Origin of the sequence: Mesorhizobium sp. ESP6-5, assembly GCF_020164695.1 — a bacterium.
In the GTDB taxonomy this organism is placed as follows: Bacteria; Pseudomonadota; Alphaproteobacteria; order Rhizobiales; family Rhizobiaceae; genus Mesorhizobium; species Mesorhizobium australicum.
Window position 1 is genome coordinate 125078 of record NZ_JAIUGR010000014.1, and the last position, 22897, is coordinate 147974.

A 22897-nucleotide genomic window follows, 5' to 3' on the forward strand; every position below is an offset into this window, starting at 1 on the left:
GGGCAAATGTGCTGATTCGGAGGCGGGGCCGATGATCGTTATCGTTGACGAGCGAGAGCTCGTGACAGAGGGCTACAATTCACTTTTCGACCGCGAGGGGATCGCCTGCGCCGGTTTCGCGCCGGGCGAGTTCGGCGAGTGGGTCAACTCGGCCGCCGACACCGATCTGCGATCGGTGCGGGCCTTCCTGATCGGCGACTGTCGCGACGGCGCGATCTCGCCGCGCCAGATCCGCGACCGCACCGGAGCTCCGGTCATTGCGCTCAGCGAGCAGCATTCGCTGGAAAACACGCTGCGGTTGTTCGAGAGCGGCGTCGATGACGTCATCCGCAAGCCGGTGCACATCCGCGAAATCCTGGCCCGCATCACCGCCATCCGCCGCCGCGCCAGCGAGGACGTCGCCTATACCGAGATCGGCGCCATGCGCATCTTCATGGACGGCCGCGATCCCGAGATCGACGGGCAGCCGCTGCCCTTGCCGCGCCGCGAGCGCCGTATCCTGGAATATCTGGCGAGCAACCGTGGCCGCCGCGTCACCAAGACCCAGGTGTTCAATGCCATTTACGGCATCTTCGACGAAGAGGTCGAAGAGAACGTGGTGGAAAGCCACATCAGCAAGTTGCGCAAAAAACTGCGCGAGAAGCTGGGCACCGACCCGATCGATTCCAAGCGCTTCCTCGGCTACCGGCTCGTGTTCTGATGCGGCACCGCGCCAGCCTCGCGCAAGACAGGACGCGTAGCCTCGAAGCCAGTGGCATGGATATTGCGGAGACATCTCGATGAGCCTCTACGGAATGATGCGGACCGGCGTTTCGGGCATGAACGCCCAGGCGAACCGCCTGTCGACGACAGCCGACAACATCGCCAACTCCGATACCACCGGCTACAAGCGGTCCTCGGCCGAATTTTCGACATTGATCATGCCGTCGACCGGTGGCGCCTATAATTCCGGCGGCGTCACCACCACGATCCGCCAGGCGGTCAGCGATCCGGGCGTGCTTCAATACACGACCTCGGTCTCCGACCTTGCCGTCAGCGGCGATGGTTTCTTCGTCGTCCAGGATCCAAGCGGCACGCCTTTCCTGACCCGCGCCGGCGCCTTCGTCCCCGACGCACAGGGCCGGCTGGTCAATGCCGCCGGTTTCCAGCTGATGGCCTACAGCTACGCCAATGGCACGCCGGCGGCCACGGTGAACGGCTTCGAAGGTCTCGAGCCGGTTGTCATCTCCGACCAGGGACTGACCGCGACGCCGAGCACCCAAGGCAATTTCAGCGGCAATCTGCCGGCAGGTGCGACACCGGTCGCTGCCATCAACCTGCCCAGCACGAACTCGGCGGGAGCGCAGTATACTTCGAAGTCGTCGATGGTCGCCTATGACAATCTCGGCAACAAGAAGTTGCTCGACGTCTATTTCACCAACACCGGCGCAGGCACCTGGGAGGTGGCGGTCTTCGACCAGTCGAAGGCGACAGCCGGAACTGGCTTCCCCTACGCTGCCGGCGGCGCCCTGGGCACGGCCAACCTGACCTTCGATACCACCACCGGCAAGCTCACCGGCACCCCGACCGGCATTTCATTCACCGTACCGGGCGGCGCCAGCCTTGCCCTCGACCTGTCGACGCTGACCCAGCTCGGCACCGGCTTCACCGTCACCGACGCCCAGGTGAACGGCAACGCGCCGAGCACCATCGACAAGGTGCAGATCAGCAAGGACGGCACCATCTACGCCCAGTACAAGGATGGCACCTCCAAGCCGCTCTACAAAATTCCGCTGGCCGACGTGCAGAGCCCCGACCAGCTCAAGGCGCTGCCTGGCAATGTCTACGCGCAAGGCACCGACTCCGGTGCGGTCCGTGTCGGCTTTGCCAACGAAGGCAAGGCCGGTTCGATCATCTCGGGCGCGCTCGAAAATTCCAACGTCGATATCGCGGAGGAATTGACCGACATGATCGCGGCCCAGCGCAGCTACACCGCCAATTCCAAAGTCTTCCAGACCGGTTCCGACCTGATGGACGTCCTTGTCAACCTGAAGAGATAAACCGGGCTTCGCCCGTGAAAGACCAGCATGTCGCTTTCCTCCGCACTGAGCATCGCCCAATCGGCGCTTCTGGCCACCTCGCGGCAGACAAGCGTCGTCACGCGCAACGTGGCAGACGCCGACAATCCGAACTATTCGCGCCGCATCGCGCTGGTCACCAGCACGACGCCCGGCGCGCGTTCGGTTGATGTCCAGCGTGCGGCCAACGACCTGCTGTTTCGCCAGAACCTCGGCGCTCTGTCCGCCTATGCCGGCCAGAGCGCGCTCTACAACGGCATGGATCAGCTCGACGTATCGGTGAATGGCGTCGACAACGCCTCCTCGCCTTCGACAGCGATCGGCAATCTGCAGCAGGCGCTGCAGCTGTACGCCACCTCACCGTCCAACCAGAATCTTGGCTCGAGCGTCATCGACGCGGCCAAACAGGTCGTGCGGTCCCTGAATGAAGGCTCCAAGGCCATTCAGGATTTTCGTACCCAAACCGACGGCCAGATCGATACCGCCGTCAAGGATCTCAACTCGCTGCTCAACCAGTTCCAGGATGCCAACACCGCGGTCATGTCCGGAACCCGTTCAGGCACCGACGTTTCCGATGCGCTCGACCAACGCGACGCATTGTTGAAGAAGATCGCCAATTACATTCCGGTGTCGACCTTCACGCGTGGCGACAACGACATGGTCATCACCACGGGTGACGGCACGACATTGTTCGAGACGATCCCACGCACCGTCAGCTTCGCCCCGTCTTCGGGGTACGCCGCGGGTGCGGCCGGCAACACGGTCTATATCGACAACGTACCGGTCTCGGCGGGCAGCGGCGGCAACACCACCGCCAGCGGCACCATTGCCGGCCTGCTGCAATTGCGCGACGGCGTCGCCTCGACCATGCAGAGCCAGCTCGACGAAACCGCGCGCGGCCTGATCACCGCCTTTGCCGAAACGGCACCGTCGATGCCCAATGCGGCGGGCCTGTTCACCTGGTCGGGCGCACCGGCGGTGCCAGCCGCGGGCACGCTCGTCGACGGCCTTGCTGGAACGATCAAGATCAATGCCGCGATGGATCCCAGCACCGGCGGCAACCCGACATTGCTGCGCGATGGGGGGGCCAATGGCGTCGCCTACGTCGCCAACACCACTGGCGGGGCTTCATACTCCAACCTTCTGGTCGCCTATGGCGACCAGCTCGACAAGCCGATGACGTTCGATCCCTTGGCCGGGATTTCGGCAACCTCCAGCGTTGCCGACTACGCCGCCAATTCGATCGGCTGGTTGCAGGGCGTTCGTCAGCAGGCTTCGACCGCCGCCGACGCCAAGGAAGCCCTGGCACAGCGCAGTGCCGATGCCTTGTCCAACGCAACGGGCGTCAATGTCGATCAGGAAATGTCGCTGATGCTCGATCTCGAGCACACCTATCAGGCATCCGCCCGGATGATGAAGACCATCGACGACATGATGACGGCGCTGTTGAGCGCGGTGGGATAAGCCATGACCTTTGTCTCCTCTGCTGCCCTTACGAATGCCATGCGCTATCAGCAGATGCGCATGCAGGCCGATCTCGTCAAAGCCACGAAAGAGTCCTCGACCGGCAAGGTCGCCGATGTCGGTCTGGCACTTGGTGGGCGTACCGCCCAGTCCGTCACCTTTTCGCGCGACCTCGACCGGCTCAACGTCGTTGTCGATTCCAACGGACTGGTGGCCGCCCGGCTCTCATCCACCCAGACCTCGCTCGGCCAGCTCTCCAGCGTCGCGCAGACTTTCCTGTCCAGCCTGACCACCGCGTCGTCGGGCGACAACTCCGACAGCCTGACCCAATCGACCGGCCAGACAACGATCCAGCAGCTTACGTCGATCCTCAACACCAGCGTCAACGGCGAATATCTGTTCGCTGGCACCAACACCGACGTCAAGCCGATCAACGATTTCACCGCCGCCGGCTCTCCCGCCAAGGCTGCCTTTGACGCCTCCTTCGTCGCCAAGTTCGGCTTCCCGCCCAGTGACCCGGCCGCGGCCAACATCACCGCGGCCCAGATGGACGATTTCATCACCAACGATGTCACGCCGCAGTTCCTCGGCGCGGGCTGGCAGACCAACATGTCGAATGCGACCGACCAGCAGATCGTCAGCCGCATCGCGCTCAACGAAACCACCGAGACCTCGACCGGGGCCAACAGCGACGGCATCAGGAAGCTCGCCATGGCGGCGGCCTTGGTCTCCAGCCTGATGTCCACCAACATCAGCCAGGCGGCGAAGGACACTATCATCGACCACTCGCAGAAATTGGTCGGCGAGGCGCTGAGCGGCATCGCCCAGGTCCAATCCCAGACCGGCATTGTGCAGAAGCGCGTCTCCGATGCCAGCGACCGCATGAAGACGCAGATCGACCTGTTCGAACGCCACATTCTGGATCTAGAGGCAGTCGATCCGGCGGAAGCGGCGACCCGCGTCGCCAATCTGACGCAGCATATCGAGACGTCTTTCGCCCTGACGGCGCGCCTGCAGCAGCTCAGCCTGTTGAATTACCTGACCTGACACCTCCAGCGGAACGGTAGAGCCACCGATGTACCAATTCTCCTACGCCGACGTTCAGAGCACCTCCGTCGCGGACGCCAAGGACCGCGAGCGGGACCTCCTGACCCGCTCGATCGACATGCTGTCGGCCGCCGCCGCGGCAGGCCAGCATTCGATGGAGGCGGTCGAGGCGCTGCATTTCACCAATCGCGTCTGGACCACCTTCGTCGAGGATCTCGGCTCCAGCGACAATGCACTCCCCAAGGAGTTGCGCGCCAACCTGATCTCCATCGGCCTGTGGCTGCTGCGCGAGGCCGAGGACATCCGCCAGGGCCGCACCGACAATTTCGAGGGGCTGATCGAAGTATCCCAGATCATCCGCGACGGCATTCAATGACCAACACGTTGAAGTTATCGCTGAAGCCCAACGAGAAGATCTACATCAACGGCGCGGTCATCCGCGTCGACCGCAAGGTCACCATCGAGCTGATGAACGACGTGCAGTTCCTGCTCGAGAGCCATGTGATCCAAGCAGACGACGCGTCGACGCCATTGCGGCAGCTCTATTTCATCGTGCAGGTCATGCTGATAAACCCCGCTGGCGCCGACGAAGCGCGCGAGATGTTCCGTCGCTCGCTGCCACTGCTCATTGCAAATTTCGAAGACGCCGAGATCGGCAGCGCGCTGAAACAGGTCGACCGCATGGTCGGCGAGGATCACATCTACGAGGCCCTGAAGGCGATCCGCTCGCTTTATCCTCTCGAACGCCGCGCGCTTGGCGGCAATGACGATGTTCCGGGCGCCGCGCGCCCGCTGGCCGTGGGAGCACGATACTGATGACCGTGGACATGACGACGACGGTGCCGGTTGGCGCCAACCAGGCCACCACGTCGACCTCGAAGACGGCGGTCGACTATCAGTCCTTCCTGAAGCTTCTGATCGCGGAGATGAAGAACCAGGATCCAACCAAGCCGATGGATTCGACGGCGTATGTCGCCCAGCTCGCCACCTTCTCCCAGGTCGAGCAATCGGTGCAGACCAACACCAAGCTCGACCAGATCATGCAGTCCTCGGCGCTGTCGCAGGCCGACGCTCTCATAGGCCGCAACATCACCTCGGCCGATGGCAAGACAACGGGCACGGTGGCGTCGGTTACGCTTGGCAGCAACGGACTGATCGCGGTGTTGCAGGATGGCACCACGGTCCCTGTCGGCGCGGGCGTGTCGATCAAGCCGGCGAGCTAGGCCAACCGCCGACATGAATGAGGCCGACGCACTCGACATCGTCCAGTATGCGGTGTGGACGGTGCTGACCGCATCCGCTCCGGTGGTCCTGGTCGCCATGGCGGTCGGCATTGGCATTGCCTTGATCCAGGCGTTGACGCAGGTCCAGGAAATCACCTTGACCTTCGTGCCCAAGATCGTCGCCATCATGCTGGTGGTGGCGCTTACGGGTCCCTTCATCGGCGGCCAGATATCGGCCTTCACCAATGTCATCTTCGAGCGCATCCAGAACGGTTTCTGAGCGATTTCCAGCAAGGGTGCTCGACGCTTCCGCCCAGATTTGCGCCGGGATGAAACGCAGCTAGCAGGCGTCCGGGTTGCGGCTAGTGCATTTCGCCCGGAAGTGGTTCCCGGTTCCGGAACAACGACCTGTATAGAATCAGAAGCTTACAGCAAGGTCGGGCGAATCCTGTTCGCCGCGACATGCTGTGGAGTGCCATTCAGGGCGCGACGGTTTGCGGTGGCGGCGCCAGCGTGTGGCCCTTCGCTATCCCCTTGTTGGACCATGATCTTCCCTGCAAGGCATTCGCCCTTTGCGCCGCGATGCCATAGTTTCGGCAAATCATGCGGGGAAACGGATTCCCGCAAGGATCAGCGCGCCGTGGCAGGAACCCATCCATGATTGACGAGAAGCCGGATAGCGAAAGCGTCTCGGCGCTGGCGCCGTTCCGGCATGGCATCTTCCGGGCCGTATGGGGCGCGAGCCTCGTCTCCAATTTCGGCGGCTTGATCCAGGGCGTCGGCGCCGCCTGGATGATGACCACCATAGCCACCTCGCCCTATCAGGTCGCCCTGGTCCAGGCCTCGACCACCTTGCCGATCATGCTGTTCGCGCTTGTCGCCGGCGCCATCGCCGACAGCTTCGATCGCCGCAAGGTGATGCTGGTCGCCCAGACCTTCATGCTGGTCGTTTCGGTGCTTTTGACCGCGTTCACCTATTTGGACCTGATCACGCCGTGGACGCTGCTGGCCTTTACCTTCCTGATCGACAGCGGCACGGCACTCAACAGCCCGTCATGGCAGGCCTCCGTCGGCGACATCGTTCCGCGCAACAAGGTGCCTGCCGCCGTGGCGCTGAATTCCATGGGCTTCAACCTGACACGCAGCGTCGGCCCGGCAATCGGTGGCATCATCGTCGCGGCCGCCGGCGCGGCCGCGGCCTTCGCGGCGAACGCGGTGAGCTATGTCGGGCTTATCGTCGTGCTGGCACGCTGGAAGCCGGATCTACCGGCCTCGACCTTGCCGCGCGAGTCATTGGGGGCCGCCATGGGCGCCGGCCTGCGCTACGTCGCCATGTCGCCCAATATCGGCAAGGTGCTGGTCAGGGGCGCCGCCTTTGGCTTCAGCGCCGGCGCGGTGCTGGCGCTGCTGCCGCTGGTGGCGCGCGATGTGGTCAAGGGCGGTGCGCTGACCTACGGCATCATGCTGGGCGCCTTCGGCATCGGCGCCGTCGGCGGGGCGCTGATCAGCGTGCGGCTGCGGCAGCTGCTCTCCAGCGAGACGATGGTGCGCTGTGCCTTCGCCGGCTTTGCGGCCTGCGCCTTCAACGCCGCCGTCAGCCAGCATGCCTGGCAGACCTCGCTCGGCCTGCTGGTCGGCGGTGCCTGCTGGGTGATCGCGCTCTCGCATTTCAACGTCACCGTGCAGATGGCGACACCGCGCTGGGTGGTCGGCCGGGTTCTGTCGGTCTACCAGACCGCAACCTTCGGCGGCATAGCACTGGGCAGCTGGATCTGGGGTGTCGTCGCCGACGCGCATGGCGCCGAGACGGCGCTGATCGCCGCGGCCATCGCCATGCTGGCCGGCGGCGCCATCGGCCTCGTGCTGCCGCTGCCGCAACAGCAGGTGCTCAACCTCGACCCGCTCAACCGCTTCAAGGAGCCCCACCTGGCACTCGACCTGAAGCCGCGCAGCGGTCCGATCGCCATTATGATCGAATACATCATCCGGCACGAGGACGAGGCGGAATTCCTCGCCACCATGGCCGAGCGCGGCCGCATCCGCCGCCGCGACGGCGCCCGCAACTGGACACTGGCGCGCGATCTCGAAAATCCGGAGATCTGGATCGAGCACTACCACACGCCGACCTGGCTCGAATATGTCAGGCATAACGGTCGCATCACCCAAGCCGACGCCATGGTCGGCGAACGCTTGCGGGCGCTGCACTCGGGCAACGAGCCGCCGCGCGTGCGCCGCGTCATCGAGCGTCCGACGACCGCCGGCACCGCGTTGGTGATGGCCAAGGGGCCGATCGAGCACTGACGAATTCAAAGGTTCGCGGCGCCTACCCCTCTCCCGACAGGTCCCGGCGGGCCTTTTCGAGTTCCTCGGCATAGCGCCGCATCAAATGGCCCTCGGTCAGCAGCCCGAGCACGATGTGGTCGGCGAAGTCCTCGACCACGGCCAGTTCCTCGGCGCCGGCGCGCTGGAAGGTCTCGGCGGCGGCCTGCACGTTCATGCTGGGCACCAGGACAGCATCCTTGTACTGGGCAAGGTCGCGCACCGGCACCTCGCCCCCGGAGGGATCGCTGTGCAGTTCGGCCACGATCAGCACGCCGACATACTCATCCCCCGGGTCGACGGCGATCACGCGCTGGGCCGAGCCCAGCGGGAATTCCTTGCGGAAGGCGGCCAGCGTCGTCGACGCATCGACGGTCTTGATGTCCTCGCGCATCATCGAGCCGACGGTCAGGCTGCGCATCCAGCCGACATCGTGGGCGCTGCGGATCGTCTCGCCGCGCAGGTGGAAGCGCCAGGTCGAGAACGAATAACCGAAGGTCTCGCGCACCAGGATCGCCGCCATGATCGAGGCGGCCAGCACCACGCCGGTGAGCGTCAGGTCGCGGGTCGATTCCAGCGCCAGGAAGGTCATGGTCAGAGGCCCGCCGACGACGCCGACGGCAAGCGACGTCATGCCGACAACGGCGGCGACGGCGGGGTCGATCCCGGTCGCCGGCGACACGAGCGCCATGACACCGGCGAACGACTTGCCGAGCAGCGCACCAAGGAACAGCGAGGCGAAGAACAATCCGCCGCGAAAGCCCGAACCCAGTGAGATCGCCGACGCCGCCAGCTTCAGCACGAAGACGCTGGCCACCACCGCCAGCCCATAATTCATGGCGAACTCGCGATGCAGCGCGCCGTGGCCGCTGGACAGGACCTGCGGCGTGATCAGGCCGAGGAGGCCGACCAGCACACCACCGATGACGGGGCGCAGCGAGGCGTCGACCGACAGGCGGTTGAACCCACGCTCGATCAACGTCACGAGTTGCATGATGGCGATCGAGGCAGCACCGCCAAGCAGGCCGAGCAACAGGAAAGGCACATATTGGCTGGCGGTGAGTTGCGGCAACCCTGAAAGCTCGAGCGGAAAGGGCACGCCGCCGAACACTTCCGCCGTCAGCGACGCCGAGATCGCGGCCGTCATGACAGGGGCGACATTGGCGACCGAGTAGATGCCGATGACCAGTTCGAAACCGTAGAAGGCGCCCGTCAGCGGCGCGTCGAAGGCGGCCGATATGGCGCCGGCGGCACCACAGCCAACCAGGATGCGGACGTCGTTGCGGCGCAACCGGAAAGCGCGCGCCAGCCGTGAGGCGACGCCTGAGCCGACCTGCGTGTAGCCCGCCTCCAGACCGACCGAAGCGCCGAAGCCGCTGGAAATCATCGTCTGCACGACGATGATGAAGGTATCGGTCAGAGACATGCGCCCGCCATAGAGCGCGTTGGCCTCGATCGGATCGACCGGCGTGCGGAATTTCCGGAGCCTCAGCCAGACCACCGATATCCCGAGCAGGATACCGCCGATCGCCGGGATCAGCGCCTGTATCGGATTGGCGAGCGAGAACATGCCCGACAGGCGCCCGCCGGGCTGGACGCCGAACAGCAGCCCGTGCAGGTCCTGTACGATCTGGCTCATCGCGGTGACCAGTATGCCGGCCATGACGCCGATAACGCCCGCCAGCATGACCACGGCGATGCCGCGCGCCTCCAGAAGAGGGACTGACCTCAAAAGAACCGCGCGCAGCCGGCGGGCGTAGACTTGGGGTTGGTTTCTGGAAAGCACCGGGGCGGCTCGCCGATATCAAGGCAAAGGAAGACCCGCCTGATACGCCGGGCGGCACGTCGTGACAACCACAATGCCGACATCAAAGGCGCCATTATGGCCGCGAAACCGCCCGATCCGGCCTTTCCCGCCTTGGGCGGGCGGGGCTGCCCGCCAGTTGCGAACTAACCGTGCCCTTTCAGCACAATGCGTACACCGAGCCGGAGCGCGGCAAGGATCCGGGCGCCGGACCGCTCAGGTCGGCATGGCTTCGCCGGCCTCGTAGAGCACGAGATTGCGCTCGCCGATGCCGAGCCCCGGCCAGCTCGCGCGCCAGTCGGCAAGATGCGGCGAGCGGAAATGCGCATCCAGGGCCGGTCTGGCGCGCCACACCTCGGTGATCCGGATCAAACCGGGATCAAGCACATCCTGCGCATAGGAATATTCAAGGCAGCCGTCCTCGGCGCGGCTGGCGCGAACCATGCGCTCCATCACCGGCCTTGCCTCGTCAAGCCTGTCGGGCGGCAGGCGGATCGTACCGATGATCAGCAGCATGAAGTGTCCTTCGCGAGAGAGTCGATCCCGTCACTCTCCCACCCTCGCGCAAGCTTGGCCAGCTACCCTCGCCGGGCTGTCGCATGCTCGGCAGCCCAGGGGTTCGAGGACGAGAATGGCGATCAGCGAAAGCATCCAGCCCGGCGCGGTGGCCAAGAACGGCCGCGACGTCTTCTTCGCGCTCGGCATCGTCGTCATCCTGGCCGTTCTGTTCCTGCCGATCCCGGCCTTTCTCATCGACATCGGGCTTGCCTTCTCGATCGCGCTTTCGGTGCTGATCCTGATGGTGGCGCTGTGGATCCAGCGGCCGCTCGATTTCTCGTCCTTCCCGACCGTGCTGCTCATTGCCACCATGCTGCGCCTGTCGCTCAACATCGCCACCACGCGCATGATCCTGTCGCACGGCAATGAGGGCACGCACGCCGCCGGCTATGTCATCGCCGGCTTCTCCAAGCTGGTGATGGCCAGCGATTTCGTCATCGGCCTGATCGTCTTCATGATCCTGATCGTGGTGAACTTCATCGTCATCACCAAAGGCGCCACCCGTATCGCCGAGGTCGGCGCGCGCTTCACCCTCGACGCCATCCCCGGCAAGCAGATGTCGATCGACGCCGACCTCTCCGCCGGCATGATCGACGACAAGACCGCGCAACTGCGCCGCCGCGAACTGGAAGAGGAATCCTCCTTCTTCGGCTCGATGGACGGCGCCTCGAAATTCGTCCGCGGCGACGCCATCGCCGGCCTCATCATCACCGCCATCAACATCGTCGGCGGCATCGCCATCGGCTACATCAGGCACGGCATGGGCATGGGCGAGGCCGCCGACGTGTTCATCAAGCTGTCGGTCGGCGACGGTCTCGTCACCCAGATCCCGGCGCTCATCGTCTCGCTCGCCGCCGGCCTGCTGGTCTCCAAGGGCGGCACGCGCGGCTCGACCAACCAGGCCGTGTTCGGCCAGCTCGGCGCCCATCCGCGCGCGCTCTACGTGGCGGCCGCACTGCTGGTGCTGCTCGGCCTGATGCCCGGCCTGCCACTGTTCCCGTTCTTCGCGCTCGCCGCCGGCATGGCCGGCCTCGGCTATGTCATTCCAATGCGCCACAACCGGGCCGTCGCCGAGGCCGAGGCGCTGAAGAGCCAGGAAAAAGCGAGCAAGGCCGAGGAAGAGAAGAACTCGGTCAAGGCCTCGCTCGCCACCGCCGAGATCGAACTCCTGATCGGCAAGCAGCTTTCGACCCGGCTCCTGGTCTCGCACCAGGAACTGGTCTTCCGCATGTCCAAGATGCGCAAGAAATTCGCCCAGCAATACGGCTTCGTCGTGCCGGAAGTCCGTGTCGCCGACGACTTCGCCATCCCACCGAAAAGCTATCAGATCAAGGTGCACGGCACCGTGGTCGCCGAATATTCGATGCGCGTCGGCGAGATCATGGTGCTGCTCGGCAACCGCGACATACCCGAAATCCCCGGCGAGGAGATTCGCGAGCCCGCCTTCGGCATGCGCGCCTACTCCGTCATGGAAACCTTCGCCGAGGATCTGAAGCGCGAGAACTTCACCTTCGCCGACAACATGTCGGTGCTGCTCACCCATCTCTCGGAAGTCATCCGCAACAACCTGCCGCAGCTCCTGTCCTACAAGGACATGAAGGCGCTACTCGAACGCCAGGACCAGGAATACCGCAAGCTCGCCGACGAGATCTGCACCACCCACATCTCCTATCCCGGCCTGCAGGCGGTGCTCAAGCTGCTGCTTGCCGAACGCGTCTCGATCCGCAACCTGCATCTCATCATCGAGGCCATCGCCGAGATCGCGCCGCATGTGCGCCGCACCGAGCAGATCGTCGAGCATGTGCGCATCCGCATGGCCCAGCAGATCTGCGGCGACCTCTCCGAAGGCGGCGTGCTCAAGGTGCTGCGCCTCGGCAACCGCTGGGACCTTGCCTTCCACCAGAGCCTCAAGCGCGACGCCAAGGGCGAGGTGCGCGAATTCGACATCGATCCGCGCCAGTTGGAGGAATTCGGCCAGGACGCCACCAAGGCGATCAAGAAACACCTCGAAGCCGGCGAGCGTTTTGTCCTCGTCACCGCGCCCGACGCCCGCCCCTATGTGCGCATGATCATCGAGCGCCTGTTCACCACGCTGCCGGTGCTCTCCCATGTCGAAATCGCCAAGGGCGTCGAGATCAGGGTGCTCGGGACCATATCGTGAGCGTTCTCTCGCAGGCCGTCGTCATCGCGGCGTTCCTCGCCTTCTGCCGCATCGGCGCCTGTTTCATGCTGATGCCTGGCCTGTCCAGCGCCCGCGTCCCGGTCCAGGTCAGGCTGTTCGTCGCGATCGCCGCCACCGGCGGCCTGCTTGCCTTCCTGTGGGACAAGATCTTTCCCTTCGTCGATCCACGTCCGCAGATCCTGGTGCCGATGATCATCTCGGAGTTGCTGGTCGGCGGGCTGATCGGCGCGATGACCAGGCTCTACATGGAGGCGCTTCGCTTCATGGGCTCGGCCATCGCCATGCTGATCGGCTATGGCGGTTCCGGCGGACCGGCGATCGAGGAACCGGAGCCGCAGGCAGCCCTTGCCGCCATCATTTCGTTCTCGGCGCTGCTGATGCTGTTCGTCTTCGACTTCGATCACGAGATCGTCCGCGCCCTCGTGGCGTCCTACACGGTCGCGCCGGTCAACGTCTTCTTCAACCCGCAGGCGGCGCTGGTCGACATCACCGACACCGTGTCGGACACTTTCTTCCTGGTCATCCGCCTCGGCAGCCCGTTCGTCGCCTACGCCATTCTCGTCAATCTGACGATCGGCTTCGTCAACAAGCTGACGCCGCAGATCCCGATTTATTTCATCTCGCAGCCCTTCGTCATGGCCGGCGGCATGCTGATCTTCTATTTCGCCGCCGGCACCATGCTGTCGCTGTTCGTCGACGGCTTCGTCGACCTCACGCTGGCGAGGTGACATGAGCACGCGCAAGGATCGTCTGAGGAAACTGGTCAAGGTGCAGGGACAGCTGAAAGCCCTGCACGAAACCCGCCACGCCACCTTCGTCACCGCGGCAAGCGCCGCCGAGACCGAGGCCCGCGAATTGATCAGCCATTTCGACCAGGACAATTCCCTCTCCAGCCTGTTCCCCGATCTCTATCATCGCCGCATCGCCCAAGCCGTCGTGCGCCAGGAGGAGAGCCTGGAAAGCGCCAGGCAGGAAGTCGGCCTCATCGCCGCGGCAACCGCCCGCACGAACATGGTCGAGCGCGCCTACAGGGACCTGCGCAACCGCGACGAGCGCGAGACATCAGACCGCGAGCGGCTTGACCTGATCGCGCAGAAGCGGGGACAGGAGTAATTGGCGGAGCCGGAACGTTGCCCGAACTCATCAATGTTGCGTAGAGAGTCCATCCGCCTGCCGGCTAACGTCCATGCTTACTTCCGTAACCAGCTTGCGGCGAAGGGCCATCACATAGTCACTCGGTCCCTTCGGCGTTATGACGAAGGCTTGGGAGCCGCCAATGACCGATTTGGCAAAATAGGATGCCAACGGTTGATCGGGATCCTCATCCTGCGTTGGAATGGCAATCGCGTTGATTGTATACCCCTTGGCAACGGCGTTCAGCCTGCTCGGCTGAACAGGAAGCCCATCATTATTCTCGCCGTTGGCTGAGATGTCGATTACTTTCTTTGCTGCCGTTCCCGGAAACTGGTCGAGCAGAAGGGCACCGACATCAATAGCCGACGATACGGACGTTCCGCTCCGCCCCCGACGGGCGAAGCCGGTATCTCCTTTCTTGCTGATCACCGATGCGGCCGCTCTGGCGTCTTCCAGCCCGCAGATGTTTGTCCACGGCAGCACGACGCGTGAGTGTCCGGGACTTGACCACTCAAAGTAGGCAACGCTGATGCAGCCGACGTAATTGCGCGTGATGGCGGCGATGATCTCTGGAGAAGTAAGTGCCGCAGCATGCCCTTCGCGCTGTAGATCGGCGACCTTTGGATCGACCGAGGATGAGAAATCGACAGCGAATACTACGGCAACATCGACGTTGGCCGCCCAGGCCTGCGGCGCCCAAACCATCGAAGCTCCAAGTGTCCCCACCAGCGCCAAAAATAGGCCGGCACGCTTTGCTGGCCCTTCGGCTGACCGCTCTGTCCCCGATATCAGGGTACCCCTGCATATCGCGCACGCCTGCTCGCGAAAAGAAGCCGCTACGGACAGGGCACCTACGCCCCGATGCATACTACCCAACATGTTATTCTCCACCTCAAGACGGGCATTCTCAAACAGTTATTTTTCAACATGTGGAAATCTCGCGAAGAACCTTGCTCCGCGCGCCGAGCAGCAGCAGATCCGCCTTGGTCCATAGAAGGTAACAGCCCAGCAAAGTCAGTTGCATGGCGAGCGCCGCGAAGGACTCGCCCAACCAGACCCGCGGGAAGGTCCCCCCGAGGGCTACGGTTGTCGCTAGCATTGCCGGCAACCGGCTGGCGAGCACTGCACCACGGAAGGGATCGGGCCAGGCGAGGCCCCATATAGCGGCTGCCAACAGCAGCAGCAAATTGGCTCTGATCTCAGACACCCGGCACCCCTCAAGCCAAGTTCTTGATGACTCGGCCCCCCTAGCTCGCCGGACCTAGACAATCCTGCATCACGGCAGCGCTTGAGGGTGGGGCGCTACTGTTTGCGAAGCGTTAGTTTTGAGTTAGAATTTCGTCAGGCGGGGAGAGCAAATGCAAAATGAAGATAAGGACGAGACAAATAGAATCTCACTCTTCGGTGGTTTCAGGATCGAAAATGCCATGGCGGATTCGCTCCGGCTGACAGGAAAACGAGGGCCTGCGATCATCGCTTATCTGTCCCGGTCTCCAGGCATGGCAGCGACACGGGAGAGGCTGGCTGATCTATTCTGGAGTGACAGCGATAGCGAACACTCCCGCAACAGTCTGAGGCAAACCCAGTATTCTGCGCCGGGATTTATCGCGGGCAGGCGTGAATCTTATCCATTCCCGCGGGGAATCGATTGGCCTCACGCCAGACGCGGTTCGGGTTGACGTGGACGAGTTCGAAGCAGGCCTCACGGCCCGTTCTGTGCCGGAACTCGAAAAGGCTCTGGCGAACTACAACGGGCCGTTCCTCGACGGGTTTTATCTGGGAAGCGATGGGTTCGATGGCTGGGTCACATCCGAACGCGACAGATTGCTGAACCGCGCACTTGAAGCTTTCGAAAAATTGGCCCGTCTCGTTGACACGGAAACCGGAATCATACTGGTCGATCGCGTTCTCGTCATGAAACCGACGCGGGAAGAGGCCTATCGGCTCAAGATGGAATTACTGCTTGCGTCGGGTCAACGCGACAGGGCGATCAGGACATACGAAGTTTGCAGAAGCATGTTGAAGAAAGAGTTCGGGGTCGAGGTCGGCCCGGAAACGCGAGCGCTTTGGCAATCCATGCTGTCTACTGATACGGCGTCGAATACACAGTCGGCAAATACTGTTCCAGCCAACCAGCGCCACGGGCGCCCATCGATCAGCGTTGCCGACTTCATCAATCTGACCGGAAAGCAAGGCGACGACTTTTTCTCCAAGGGGCTCATGCAGGATATCACCACGGCTCTTTCCGAGGTGGCCGATTATGTCGTGCTCTCCGCACAGCCGCCTGCGGAGAAAAGTGGTGCCGAAGGAACCAAGATCCCGGGAACGCTCCGTGCGCGATACGTGCTTAGCGGCAGCGTCCAGAGATCGGGCAATGGGCTGAGGGTGAACATCCAGCTTGTCGATGCCGCTGGCGGCCACAACGTGTGGGCCCAGAAATTCGACGGGCAGTCCGAGAATGCGCTCGAATTCCAGGACAGGATCGCACAGTCTGTTGTCTTGGCCGTGATCCTCGACCTTCAACTGACCAACTGGAAAGTCCGCGACAAGAGCCCGCCTGGCCCCCCCGAAGTGCGCAGGTTGGTGAACGAAGCTTTGATGAAGTATTTTGAGATGACCCGGGACTCGCTTTTGATCGGGCTAGAACTTGCCGAGAAAGCTGTCTCCATAGGCGCCGACAACGCGCGTGCGAAGCGGACGCTCTCGATTACAATTTCAATGGGCGTGGCGTTCGGCTCGTTACCCAGGGAGCCGGGCCAGATCGAGCGGGCGGTCGAGCTTGCGGCGGCGGCGGTACGGGCGGTGCCTGACGACGAAATTGCCCGCTGCATCCTGTCATTCGCGCTCGAAAGCTGTGGCCGCATCGACGAAGCGATCGCCGAATGCCAGCACGCGATCAGTCTCAATCCAAGCTATCCGACCGGCCACGGCGACATTTCGATGCTGTTGGCGTTGCGCGGAGAGGTAAACGAAGCAGTGCGTGAGGCGAACGAGGCAATCCGGCTCGGAACGCACGACGTCATCGATTTCTGGCGTCATCATGGCTTGGTTGTCGCACTGTTTGCGGGCGGCGACGATCGGCGGGCGCTCGAAGTCGCCCGCAGGGTGGTCAGGACAAAGCCGGGATTTGTTCGCGGCGCCCTTTACTGGGCCGCGTCCGCGTCGGCGACCGGAAACAACGAAGAAGCCTCTAGGGCCATACACCATTGCCTGTCACAACTTCCTCATCTCAACCTGGGCAATGTCTGCCCCGGCTTTGTGCCCCGCTATGTGAAGGATCATCATCACGCGAGATTCCTTGAAATGCTGTCGAGAGCTGGCCTTCCTGCTTCCTGACGGAAGGTGGCTAGGCGGCTTGGACCCGGAGAAACCAGATCAAGCCCGCCTCCCCGCAAGCCTGCCACAAGCTTGTTGAGGCATGGTCCGGGCTAAGGAAACCCGGCAAAAGGCGGACCTTCTTGGCGATTTCTCCACCCAGCGACATCGTGATGGATGTCGTCCGAGCTGCCGATCCGATGGATATCGAGGCCGCCCGCGCCGCGCTGACCAAGCGCGCCGGCAGCGTCGCCGGCACGTTTTCGGTCGACACCGCGGCTTCGGTCGATGCCGGCTCGATCCTGTCGCGCGCGACGGCGGACAAGGCCGCCGCAACAGCCGACCCGGCCAAGAAGTTCAAGAAGTTCGAGGCGATGGTCCTGCAGACCTTCATCCAGAACATGCTGCCCAAGGACACCGAGGGCGTCTATGGCACGGGTCTCGCAGGCGACATGTGGAAATCGCAGCTCGCCGAGCGTGTCGCCGACGTCATGGCTGACCGCGGCGGCATCGGCATCGCCAAGTCGCTGCTCGCCGACCACTACATGGACGGCAAGCGCAAGATTCCGATCGGCCCGATCTCAAATGGGCCGGAAAAAACCGAGATCGATCAGCAGACCCGTCTGTCCACGTCGCTCGTCCAGGAGCTGCAGCGCAAAGCCGCCAAGTCGATGACCGGCGACGAGACAACCAAAAAAACAGACATCAAGATCTAGGACTGGGAAACACATGGCCGACTCTTCGGAATTCACCGCCAAGCTGCCCGCGCGCACCACCGCGTCGGACGCACCGACTCCTTTCGCGCGGCCTGGAAACCTTGCCGCCATCATCGGCCGCATCGAGGAGGTGGTCGAGGAAGAGACCGCCGGCATCCGCAGCGATACAAGCTATGACCTCAAGGCGTCGAACGCCCGCAAGAGCCGCTATCTCTACGAACTGACCCGCGCCATGAAGGGCGGCAGCGAAGCCGAATTCCTCGAGCAGCACCGCGAGGGCCTGACCCGGCTGCGCCAGAAGCTGGCGAAGAACGAAGCCGCTATCCTGGCGCATCTGAGCGCCGTCAACGAGGTCGCCGGCTTGCTGCGCAGTGCCATCCAGCGCGCCGAGACCGACGGCACCTACTCCGCCGGCGAGTTCGGCAAGATGAAAGGTTAGAGCGCGGCAATGCCGGGCTCGGGTTCAAAATGATCAAGGTCATCGCCATAGCGGTCTGGATCTGCGCCGCCACGCTCGGCGCGGTGTTCTATTCGTTCCAGGCCGCCGGTGAACAGGGCGTCGGTGAGAAACCCAAGCCGATGCTGGGCGGGCTGGACTACGTCAAGACCGACATCATTTCGGTGCCGCTGATCCACGACTCCAAGATCGACGGCTATTTTCTGGCCAAGCTCGTCTACACCGTCGAGCCGGAGCAGATAAAGAAGCTGTCGATCCCGGCCGAGGCGCTCATCACCGACCAGGTCTACACCTACCTCTACGCCAACCCCCAGATCGACTTCACCAAGAAGGCGACGCTCGACCTCGATGCCTTTCGCGCCGCGATCCGCGACACGATCAACACCCGGGTCGGCGCAACCCTGGTCCATGAGGTCCTGATCGACCAGGTCAATTTCCTGAGCAAGGATGAGATCCGCGACAACTGGCTGCGTCGGCGGCAGGATGCCAGCACCCAGGCGACCGAGACTCCCAAGCCGGTCAGCGCGCACTAAGCCATCGGCCCGGTGCCGGTGGCCCTAGAGCAGTCGGCGTTGGGGCCAATCCCTGCAATTCGCGTTGACGTAAACGTCAATCCGAAGCTATATGCGGCAGCGATCATGATCGCCAGTGATGCCGCATGAACTTCGGCTGGACCGAAGTGCGTAGCGTGACAGATGCAACCAGACAGGGAGAACAGCGTGAGCGTTCAGGATATAGCCGAGAAGATCAAGTCGCGCGTGGCCAGCAGCGGCTTCGACCGTTCCGTGAAGTTCGACACCGGCAGCGACGGCGTCATCGTCATCGACGGCGCGGCCGTCTCGACCACGGACGCTCCCGCCGACTGCACCATCAAGCTGTCACTCGACGATCTGGATTCGCTGATCGCGGGCGACCTGAACCCGACCATGGCGTTCATGACCGGCAAGATAAAGGTCGAGGGCGACATGAGCGTCGCCATGGCGCTAAGCCAGTTGATCGGTTGACAGGCACGACTTCGAGATAAACGAAACGCCGCCTTTTCAGGCGGCGTTTCGTTTGAAGGGCAGTCGCGCTTAAGGCTTCATGCGGCCAAGGTCGGCGCCTGTGCCTTGAGCTTGCGGCCGGACGCCTTCAGCGTACCCCTGGCGCCGTCAAGCACGCCCTCCACCAGTTCCAAGGCCAGCAGACGGTGCCGTTCGTAAGGCCCCGGCATGGCGAGCGCCCCGGTCCTGGCAGCCGAAAAGCCGAAGCGGCCATAGTAAGGCTCGTCCCCAACCAGCAGGATCGCAGCGTGGCCGAGGCGCGCGGCTTCCGCGATGGCATGCCGCATCAGCGCCGAGCCGATGCCGGCACTCTTGAGCGACGGGTCGACGGCGAGCGGGCCAAGCAGCAGCGCTGCCGGACCGCTCTCGCCCAGCATGACATCCCATAGCCGCACCGTGCCGGCCACGCCGCCCGAGGCATCGCGCGCGACGAAGGCAAGCCCCTCCGAGGGCCGGCGGCCGCGGCGCAGCTTCTCCGATGATTTGGTCTTGCGCTTCGGCCCCATGGCGCGATCGAGCAAGGCTTCGCGCGCCGCCATGTCGGCAGCGGTTTCGGCGACCATGGCGAAGGCCGGCGCATGAGCTACGAATTCGACTGACATTTCCATTTCCGCGATCCCTTCACGAGCGGAGATATGTTCCACAGGCGAGCCCAAGTGGGCGACGGGCGCCCACCTGGGATGATCTGAACAGCTCTAATGAGCCGTCAGATCACGTAGGATCGGAGAGGCTCGAAGCCGTTGAAGGCGACCGCCGAGTAGGTGGTCGTGTAGGCGCCGGTGCCTTCAATCAGCACCTCGTCGCCGATGGTCAGCGACAAGGGCAGCGGATAGGGCGTCTTCTCGTACATCACGTCGGCCGAATCGCAGGTCGGGCCGGCGAGCACGCAAGGCGCGGTCTCGCTGCCGTCATGGCGGGTGACGAGGGGATAGCGGATCGCCTCGTCCATCGTCTCGGCCAGACCGCCGAACTTGCCGATGTCGAGGAACACCCATCGCACATTGTCGTTGTCGGCCTTCTTCGAGATCAGAACGACTTCCGACTTGATGACGCCGGCATTGCCGACCATGCCGCGGCCCGGCTCGATGATCGTCTCGGGAATGGCGTTGCCGAAGTGCTTGCGCAGCGCCGAGAAGATCGCCTGGCCATAGGCCTGGGCCGCCGGCACGTCACGCAAATAGCGCGTCGGGAAGCCGCCGCCCATATTGACCATCTTGAGCACGATGCCTTCTTCCGCGAGCGTCGCGAACACCTTCTTGGCGTCGGCCAGAGCACGGTCCCACGCGGTCAGGTCGGTCTGCTGCGAGCCGACATGGAACGACACGCCATGGGCGTCGAGGCCGAGGCCCCTGGCATGGCGCAGCACGTCGACGGCCATGTCGGGCACGCAGCCGAACTTGCGCGACAGCGGCCACTCGGCGCCCTCGCCATCGGTCAGCACGCGGCAGAACACGCGGGAGCCTGGAGCGGCGCGCGCGATCTTCTCGACTTCCTCGACGCAATCGACCGCGAACAGCCGGATGCCGAGCTGGTAGGCGCGTGCGATGTCACGCTCCTTCTTGATGGTGTTGCCGAAGGAGATTCGGTCCGCCGGCGCACCGGCGTCCATCGCCATCTCGACTTCGGCAACGGAAGCGGTGTCGAAGGACGAGCCCATCGCAGCAAGCAGGCGCAGGATTTCCGGCGCCGGATTTGCTTTCACCGCATAATAGATCTTGGAATCGGGCAGAGCCTTCTCGAAGGCGCGGAAATTGTCGCGCACGACGTCGAGGTCGACGACGAGGCAGGGGCCGGACGGACGTCGGGTGGCGAGGAAGTCGAGGATGCGCTGTGTGGCCATCGGGTTTCTCCATCGCGCCTTTCGGCGCGCACAAGGGTGCGGGCGCGGGCTGTCGGCCTCGCGAACACGCGGTCAAACAAAGGCGGGACGGAAAATCCATGGAACCAGCCGGTGGAGACCCCGGAACCATGAAACGCCGTCTCGCGGCGATGAACCTTAGCCTTGCCCGGCTTCGGTTCGCTTTGTCTGCCTTGGCTTGGATTGGGAGAACCCCGTTCCGCACTGCCGGCAATGAAGGTGTGCCTCTTCAGTAACCCCGGTCTTTGGACAACCGGCAGAGAACCAGAAAGGCCCGCACCGTCGTTGCTTCAAGGTGTCCTCGGTCTGGCGGTTGGCCGCTAAACCGACTGGAGGGGTTAGCTCCAGTTACCTTACCGATTTCCCTCACCATTCGAGGATCGGCGGACACCCACAGGCACGTGCGACTTTGGGCAAGCGCGATATAAGAGCGAAGCATTTCACAATCAATAAAAATCTTATCGCAGGTTGTAAAATTTCTGCCATCGAACAATGTTGGCCAACCGTATACGGATATCGAACGATGACAGGCACGCACGGCCCTTTCAACGCCTTTCTCGACCTTCGCCAGATGCCGGTGGCGCATGCCGAACTTGGACCCCTGGCCGGCCTGCGGCTGGCGGTCAAGGATATTTACGACGTTGCCGGCTACCGCACCGGTTGCGGCAATTTGCAGAAATTCGCCAATGGCCACGCCGCTTCGCGCACGGCGCCGGCCGTGCAGGCAATTCTCGACGCCGGTGCGCGCTTCATCGGCAAGACGCAGACCGACGAACTCGCCTTCGCTCTGTTCGGCCAGAACGCGCATTTTCCGTTTCCGGTGAACCCCGCGGCTCCCGACCGTGTCACCGGAGGCTCGTCGTCGGGGTCGGCGGCGGCGGTGGCGGGCAGGTTGGCCGACATCGCCACGGGGTCAGACACCGGGGGTTCGATCCGCGCGCCGGCGAGTTTCTGCGGGCTGATCGGGCTGCGCACCACGCATGGCCGCATTTCCCTCGACGGCACCATGCAACTGGCGCCGAGTTTCGACACGTTCGGCTGGTTCGCCGACGACATCGAAACCTATGAGACTGTCGGCAAGCTGTTGCTTGGCCGCGATCCGCACCAGCATTCCCTGGACCGCCCGCTGGCGCTCGGCTGGCTGGACGAGATGGTCGCCCGGCCGGCGGCCGCCGAATATGCCGGAATGAAGGCGCTGGTGGGCACGGTGTTCGGCACGCCGGCGACGCCAGCGACGCGCTTCAGCTCGTCCCCGGACGAACTCTACTGGTGCTTTCGCCGCCTGCAGGCCAAGGAGGCCTGGACAGTGCATGGCGAATGGATCACCAGCGGCGAGCGCGAGCTCGGGCCCGGCGTCGAGGAACGGTTCGGCTTTGGCCGTGCGGTCGACGACCGGACAGCACAGGCCGAGAAGGTGCGCCGGCTGACCTTTCGCGGCGAACTCAGCGCCTTGCTTGGCAAGGACGGCTTCCTTGTCCTGCCGACGGTGCCGGGTCCGGCACCCTATGTCGACAGCACACCGGAGCAATTCCAGGCCTACCGCGAACGCGCGCTCCATCTTCTATGCCTGGCCGGGCTCTCCGGCTTTCCGCAGATCACCTTGCCGATCGGCTCGGTCGCCGGCGCTCCGTTCGGCCTGTCGCTGCTTGGCCCTTCCGGCAGCGACATTGCCCTGATACGGCTCGGCCGAAAACTTCTCGACGCAGCACAAAGAGCCTGA

Annotated in this window: 24 protein-coding genes; 18 read left to right on the plus strand and 6 right to left on the minus strand. The window is 63.6% G+C overall.

The window, feature by feature from the left end; all coding sequences use genetic code 11:
* Positions 1-31: 31 nt before the first annotated feature.
* The 9 genes from LB524_RS22580 (at position 32) to LB524_RS22620 (ending at position 8092) form a co-directional block, all read left to right on the plus strand.
* Positions 32-700 (plus strand): response regulator transcription factor, encoded by a 669-nt coding sequence (locus tag LB524_RS22580; protein WP_015315897.1) that lies wholly within the window; start codon positions 32-34, stop codon positions 698-700.
* Positions 701-779: 79 nt separating this feature from the next.
* On the plus strand, positions 780-2039 hold the full coding sequence (locus LB524_RS22585) for a flagellar hook protein FlgE (protein ID WP_224530260.1): 1260 nt from the start codon (positions 780-782) through the stop codon (positions 2037-2039).
* Positions 2040-2066: 27 nt separating this feature from the next.
* Positions 2067-3521: a flagellar hook-associated protein FlgK gene (gene flgK / locus LB524_RS22590; RefSeq protein WP_015315895.1), complete on the plus strand. Its 1455-nt coding sequence runs from the start codon at positions 2067-2069 to the stop codon at positions 3519-3521.
* A 3-nt stretch (positions 3522-3524) separates the two neighbouring features.
* Complete coding sequence (locus tag LB524_RS22595) at positions 3525-4568, plus strand: flagellar hook-associated family protein (protein ID WP_015315894.1); 1044 nt, start codon at positions 3525-3527, stop codon at positions 4566-4568.
* 28 nt (positions 4569-4596) lie between these two features.
* Complete coding sequence (gene flaF, locus LB524_RS22600) at positions 4597-4944, plus strand: flagellar biosynthesis regulator FlaF (protein ID WP_015315893.1); 348 nt, start codon at positions 4597-4599, stop codon at positions 4942-4944.
* Entirely contained in the window at positions 4941-5384 is a 444-nt protein-coding gene (flbT, locus tag LB524_RS22605) for a flagellar biosynthesis repressor FlbT (protein WP_224530271.1), read from the plus strand. The genes flaF and flbT overlap by 4 nt, the downstream gene beginning before the upstream one ends.
* Positions 5384-5791: a flagellar hook assembly protein FlgD gene (gene flgD / locus LB524_RS22610; protein ID WP_140619436.1), complete on the plus strand. Its 408-nt coding sequence runs from the start codon at positions 5384-5386 to the stop codon at positions 5789-5791. The genes flbT and flgD overlap by 1 nt, the downstream gene beginning before the upstream one ends.
* A 13-nt stretch (positions 5792-5804) precedes the next feature.
* Complete coding sequence (gene fliQ / locus LB524_RS22615; RefSeq protein ID WP_013893193.1) at positions 5805-6071, plus strand: flagellar biosynthesis protein FliQ; 267 nt, start codon at positions 5805-5807, stop codon at positions 6069-6071.
* Positions 6072-6448: 377 nt separating this feature from the next.
* On the plus strand, positions 6449-8092 hold the full coding sequence (locus tag LB524_RS22620) for an MFS transporter (protein ID WP_224530272.1): 1644 nt from the start codon (positions 6449-6451) through the stop codon (positions 8090-8092).
* Between the two features lie 22 nt (positions 8093-8114).
* On the opposite strand, the gene LB524_RS22625 is transcribed toward LB524_RS22620, so the two are convergent.
* On the minus strand, positions 8115-9896 hold the full coding sequence (locus tag LB524_RS22625) for a chloride channel protein (RefSeq protein ID WP_140875236.1): 1782 nt from the start codon (positions 9894-9896) through the stop codon (positions 8115-8117).
* 234 nt (positions 9897-10130) lie between these two features.
* On the minus strand, positions 10131-10430 hold the full coding sequence (locus tag LB524_RS22630; protein WP_015315888.1) for a putative quinol monooxygenase: 300 nt from the start codon (positions 10428-10430) through the stop codon (positions 10131-10133).
* Positions 10431-10545: 115 nt separating this feature from the next.
* Between LB524_RS22630 and flhA the strand changes: the two genes are divergently transcribed.
* Genes flhA through LB524_RS22645 form a run of 3 tightly spaced genes read left to right on the plus strand, consistent with a single transcriptional unit; the run spans position 10546 to position 13767 of the window.
* The gene (flhA, locus tag LB524_RS22635; RefSeq protein WP_015315887.1) at positions 10546-12633 is read left to right on the plus strand and encodes a flagellar biosynthesis protein FlhA; all 2088 of its coding nucleotides are present in this window, start codon (positions 10546-10548) and stop codon (positions 12631-12633) included.
* Entirely contained in the window at positions 12630-13382 is a 753-nt protein-coding gene (gene fliR / locus LB524_RS22640; RefSeq protein WP_140619428.1) for a flagellar biosynthetic protein FliR, read from the plus strand. The genes flhA and fliR overlap by 4 nt, the downstream gene beginning before the upstream one ends.
* A 1-nt stretch (position 13383) precedes the next feature.
* Positions 13384-13767: a hypothetical protein gene (locus LB524_RS22645; RefSeq protein WP_224530273.1), complete on the plus strand. Its 384-nt coding sequence runs from the start codon at positions 13384-13386 to the stop codon at positions 13765-13767.
* A 30-nt stretch (positions 13768-13797) separates the two neighbouring features.
* Here LB524_RS22645 and LB524_RS22650 read toward each other — a convergent pair whose 3' ends face one another.
* Positions 13798-14493 carry a DUF1194 domain-containing protein gene (locus tag LB524_RS22650; protein WP_224530274.1) on the minus strand — a complete coding sequence of 232 codons (696 nt, stop codon included), beginning with the start codon at positions 14491-14493 and terminating at the stop codon, positions 13798-13800.
* A gap of 217 nt (positions 14494-14710) precedes the next feature.
* Positions 14711-14995, minus strand: coding sequence for a hypothetical protein (locus tag LB524_RS22655; protein ID WP_224530275.1), 285 nt, complete (start codon positions 14993-14995; stop codon positions 14711-14713).
* A 473-nt stretch (positions 14996-15468) separates the two neighbouring features.
* On the opposite strand from LB524_RS22655, the gene LB524_RS22660 reads away from it, so the two are divergent.
* The 5 genes from LB524_RS22660 to LB524_RS22680 all read left to right on the plus strand — a co-directional run bounded on the left by LB524_RS22660 (position 15469) and on the right by LB524_RS22680 (position 19280).
* On the plus strand, positions 15469-17124 hold the full coding sequence (locus LB524_RS22660; protein WP_224530276.1) for a BTAD domain-containing putative transcriptional regulator: 1656 nt from the start codon (positions 15469-15471) through the stop codon (positions 17122-17124).
* A 152-nt stretch (positions 17125-17276) separates the two neighbouring features.
* Positions 17277-17819, plus strand: a complete 543-nt coding sequence (locus LB524_RS22665) for a rod-binding protein (protein ID WP_140661859.1) — start codon at positions 17277-17279, stop codon at positions 17817-17819.
* 13 nt (positions 17820-17832) lie between these two features.
* The gene (locus LB524_RS22670; RefSeq protein ID WP_224530277.1) at positions 17833-18258 is read left to right on the plus strand and encodes a hypothetical protein; all 426 of its coding nucleotides are present in this window, start codon (positions 17833-17835) and stop codon (positions 18256-18258) included.
* Positions 18259-18287: 29 nt separating this feature from the next.
* Positions 18288-18809 (plus strand): hypothetical protein, encoded by a 522-nt coding sequence (locus tag LB524_RS22675; protein ID WP_015315879.1) that lies wholly within the window; start codon positions 18288-18290, stop codon positions 18807-18809.
* A 186-nt stretch (positions 18810-18995) separates the two neighbouring features.
* Positions 18996-19280 (plus strand): SCP2 sterol-binding domain-containing protein, encoded by a 285-nt coding sequence (locus LB524_RS22680; protein ID WP_224530278.1) that lies wholly within the window; start codon positions 18996-18998, stop codon positions 19278-19280.
* Between the two features lie 77 nt (positions 19281-19357).
* On the opposite strand, the gene LB524_RS22685 is transcribed toward LB524_RS22680, so the two are convergent.
* Both LB524_RS22685 and odc2 read right to left on the minus strand, forming a co-directional pair.
* A complete protein-coding gene (locus tag LB524_RS22685; RefSeq protein ID WP_140721406.1) occupies positions 19358-19927 on the minus strand; it encodes a GNAT family N-acetyltransferase in 570 nt (189 codons plus the stop codon).
* Between the two features lie 98 nt (positions 19928-20025).
* Positions 20026-21159 carry an ornithine/lysine decarboxylase gene (gene odc2, locus LB524_RS22690; protein ID WP_015315876.1) on the minus strand — a complete coding sequence of 378 codons (1134 nt, stop codon included), beginning with the start codon at positions 21157-21159 and terminating at the stop codon, positions 20026-20028.
* A gap of 541 nt (positions 21160-21700) precedes the next feature.
* Here odc2 and LB524_RS22695 point away from each other — a divergent pair.
* The gene (locus LB524_RS22695; RefSeq protein ID WP_140721404.1) at positions 21701-22897 is read left to right on the plus strand and encodes an amidase; all 1197 of its coding nucleotides are present in this window, start codon (positions 21701-21703) and stop codon (positions 22895-22897) included.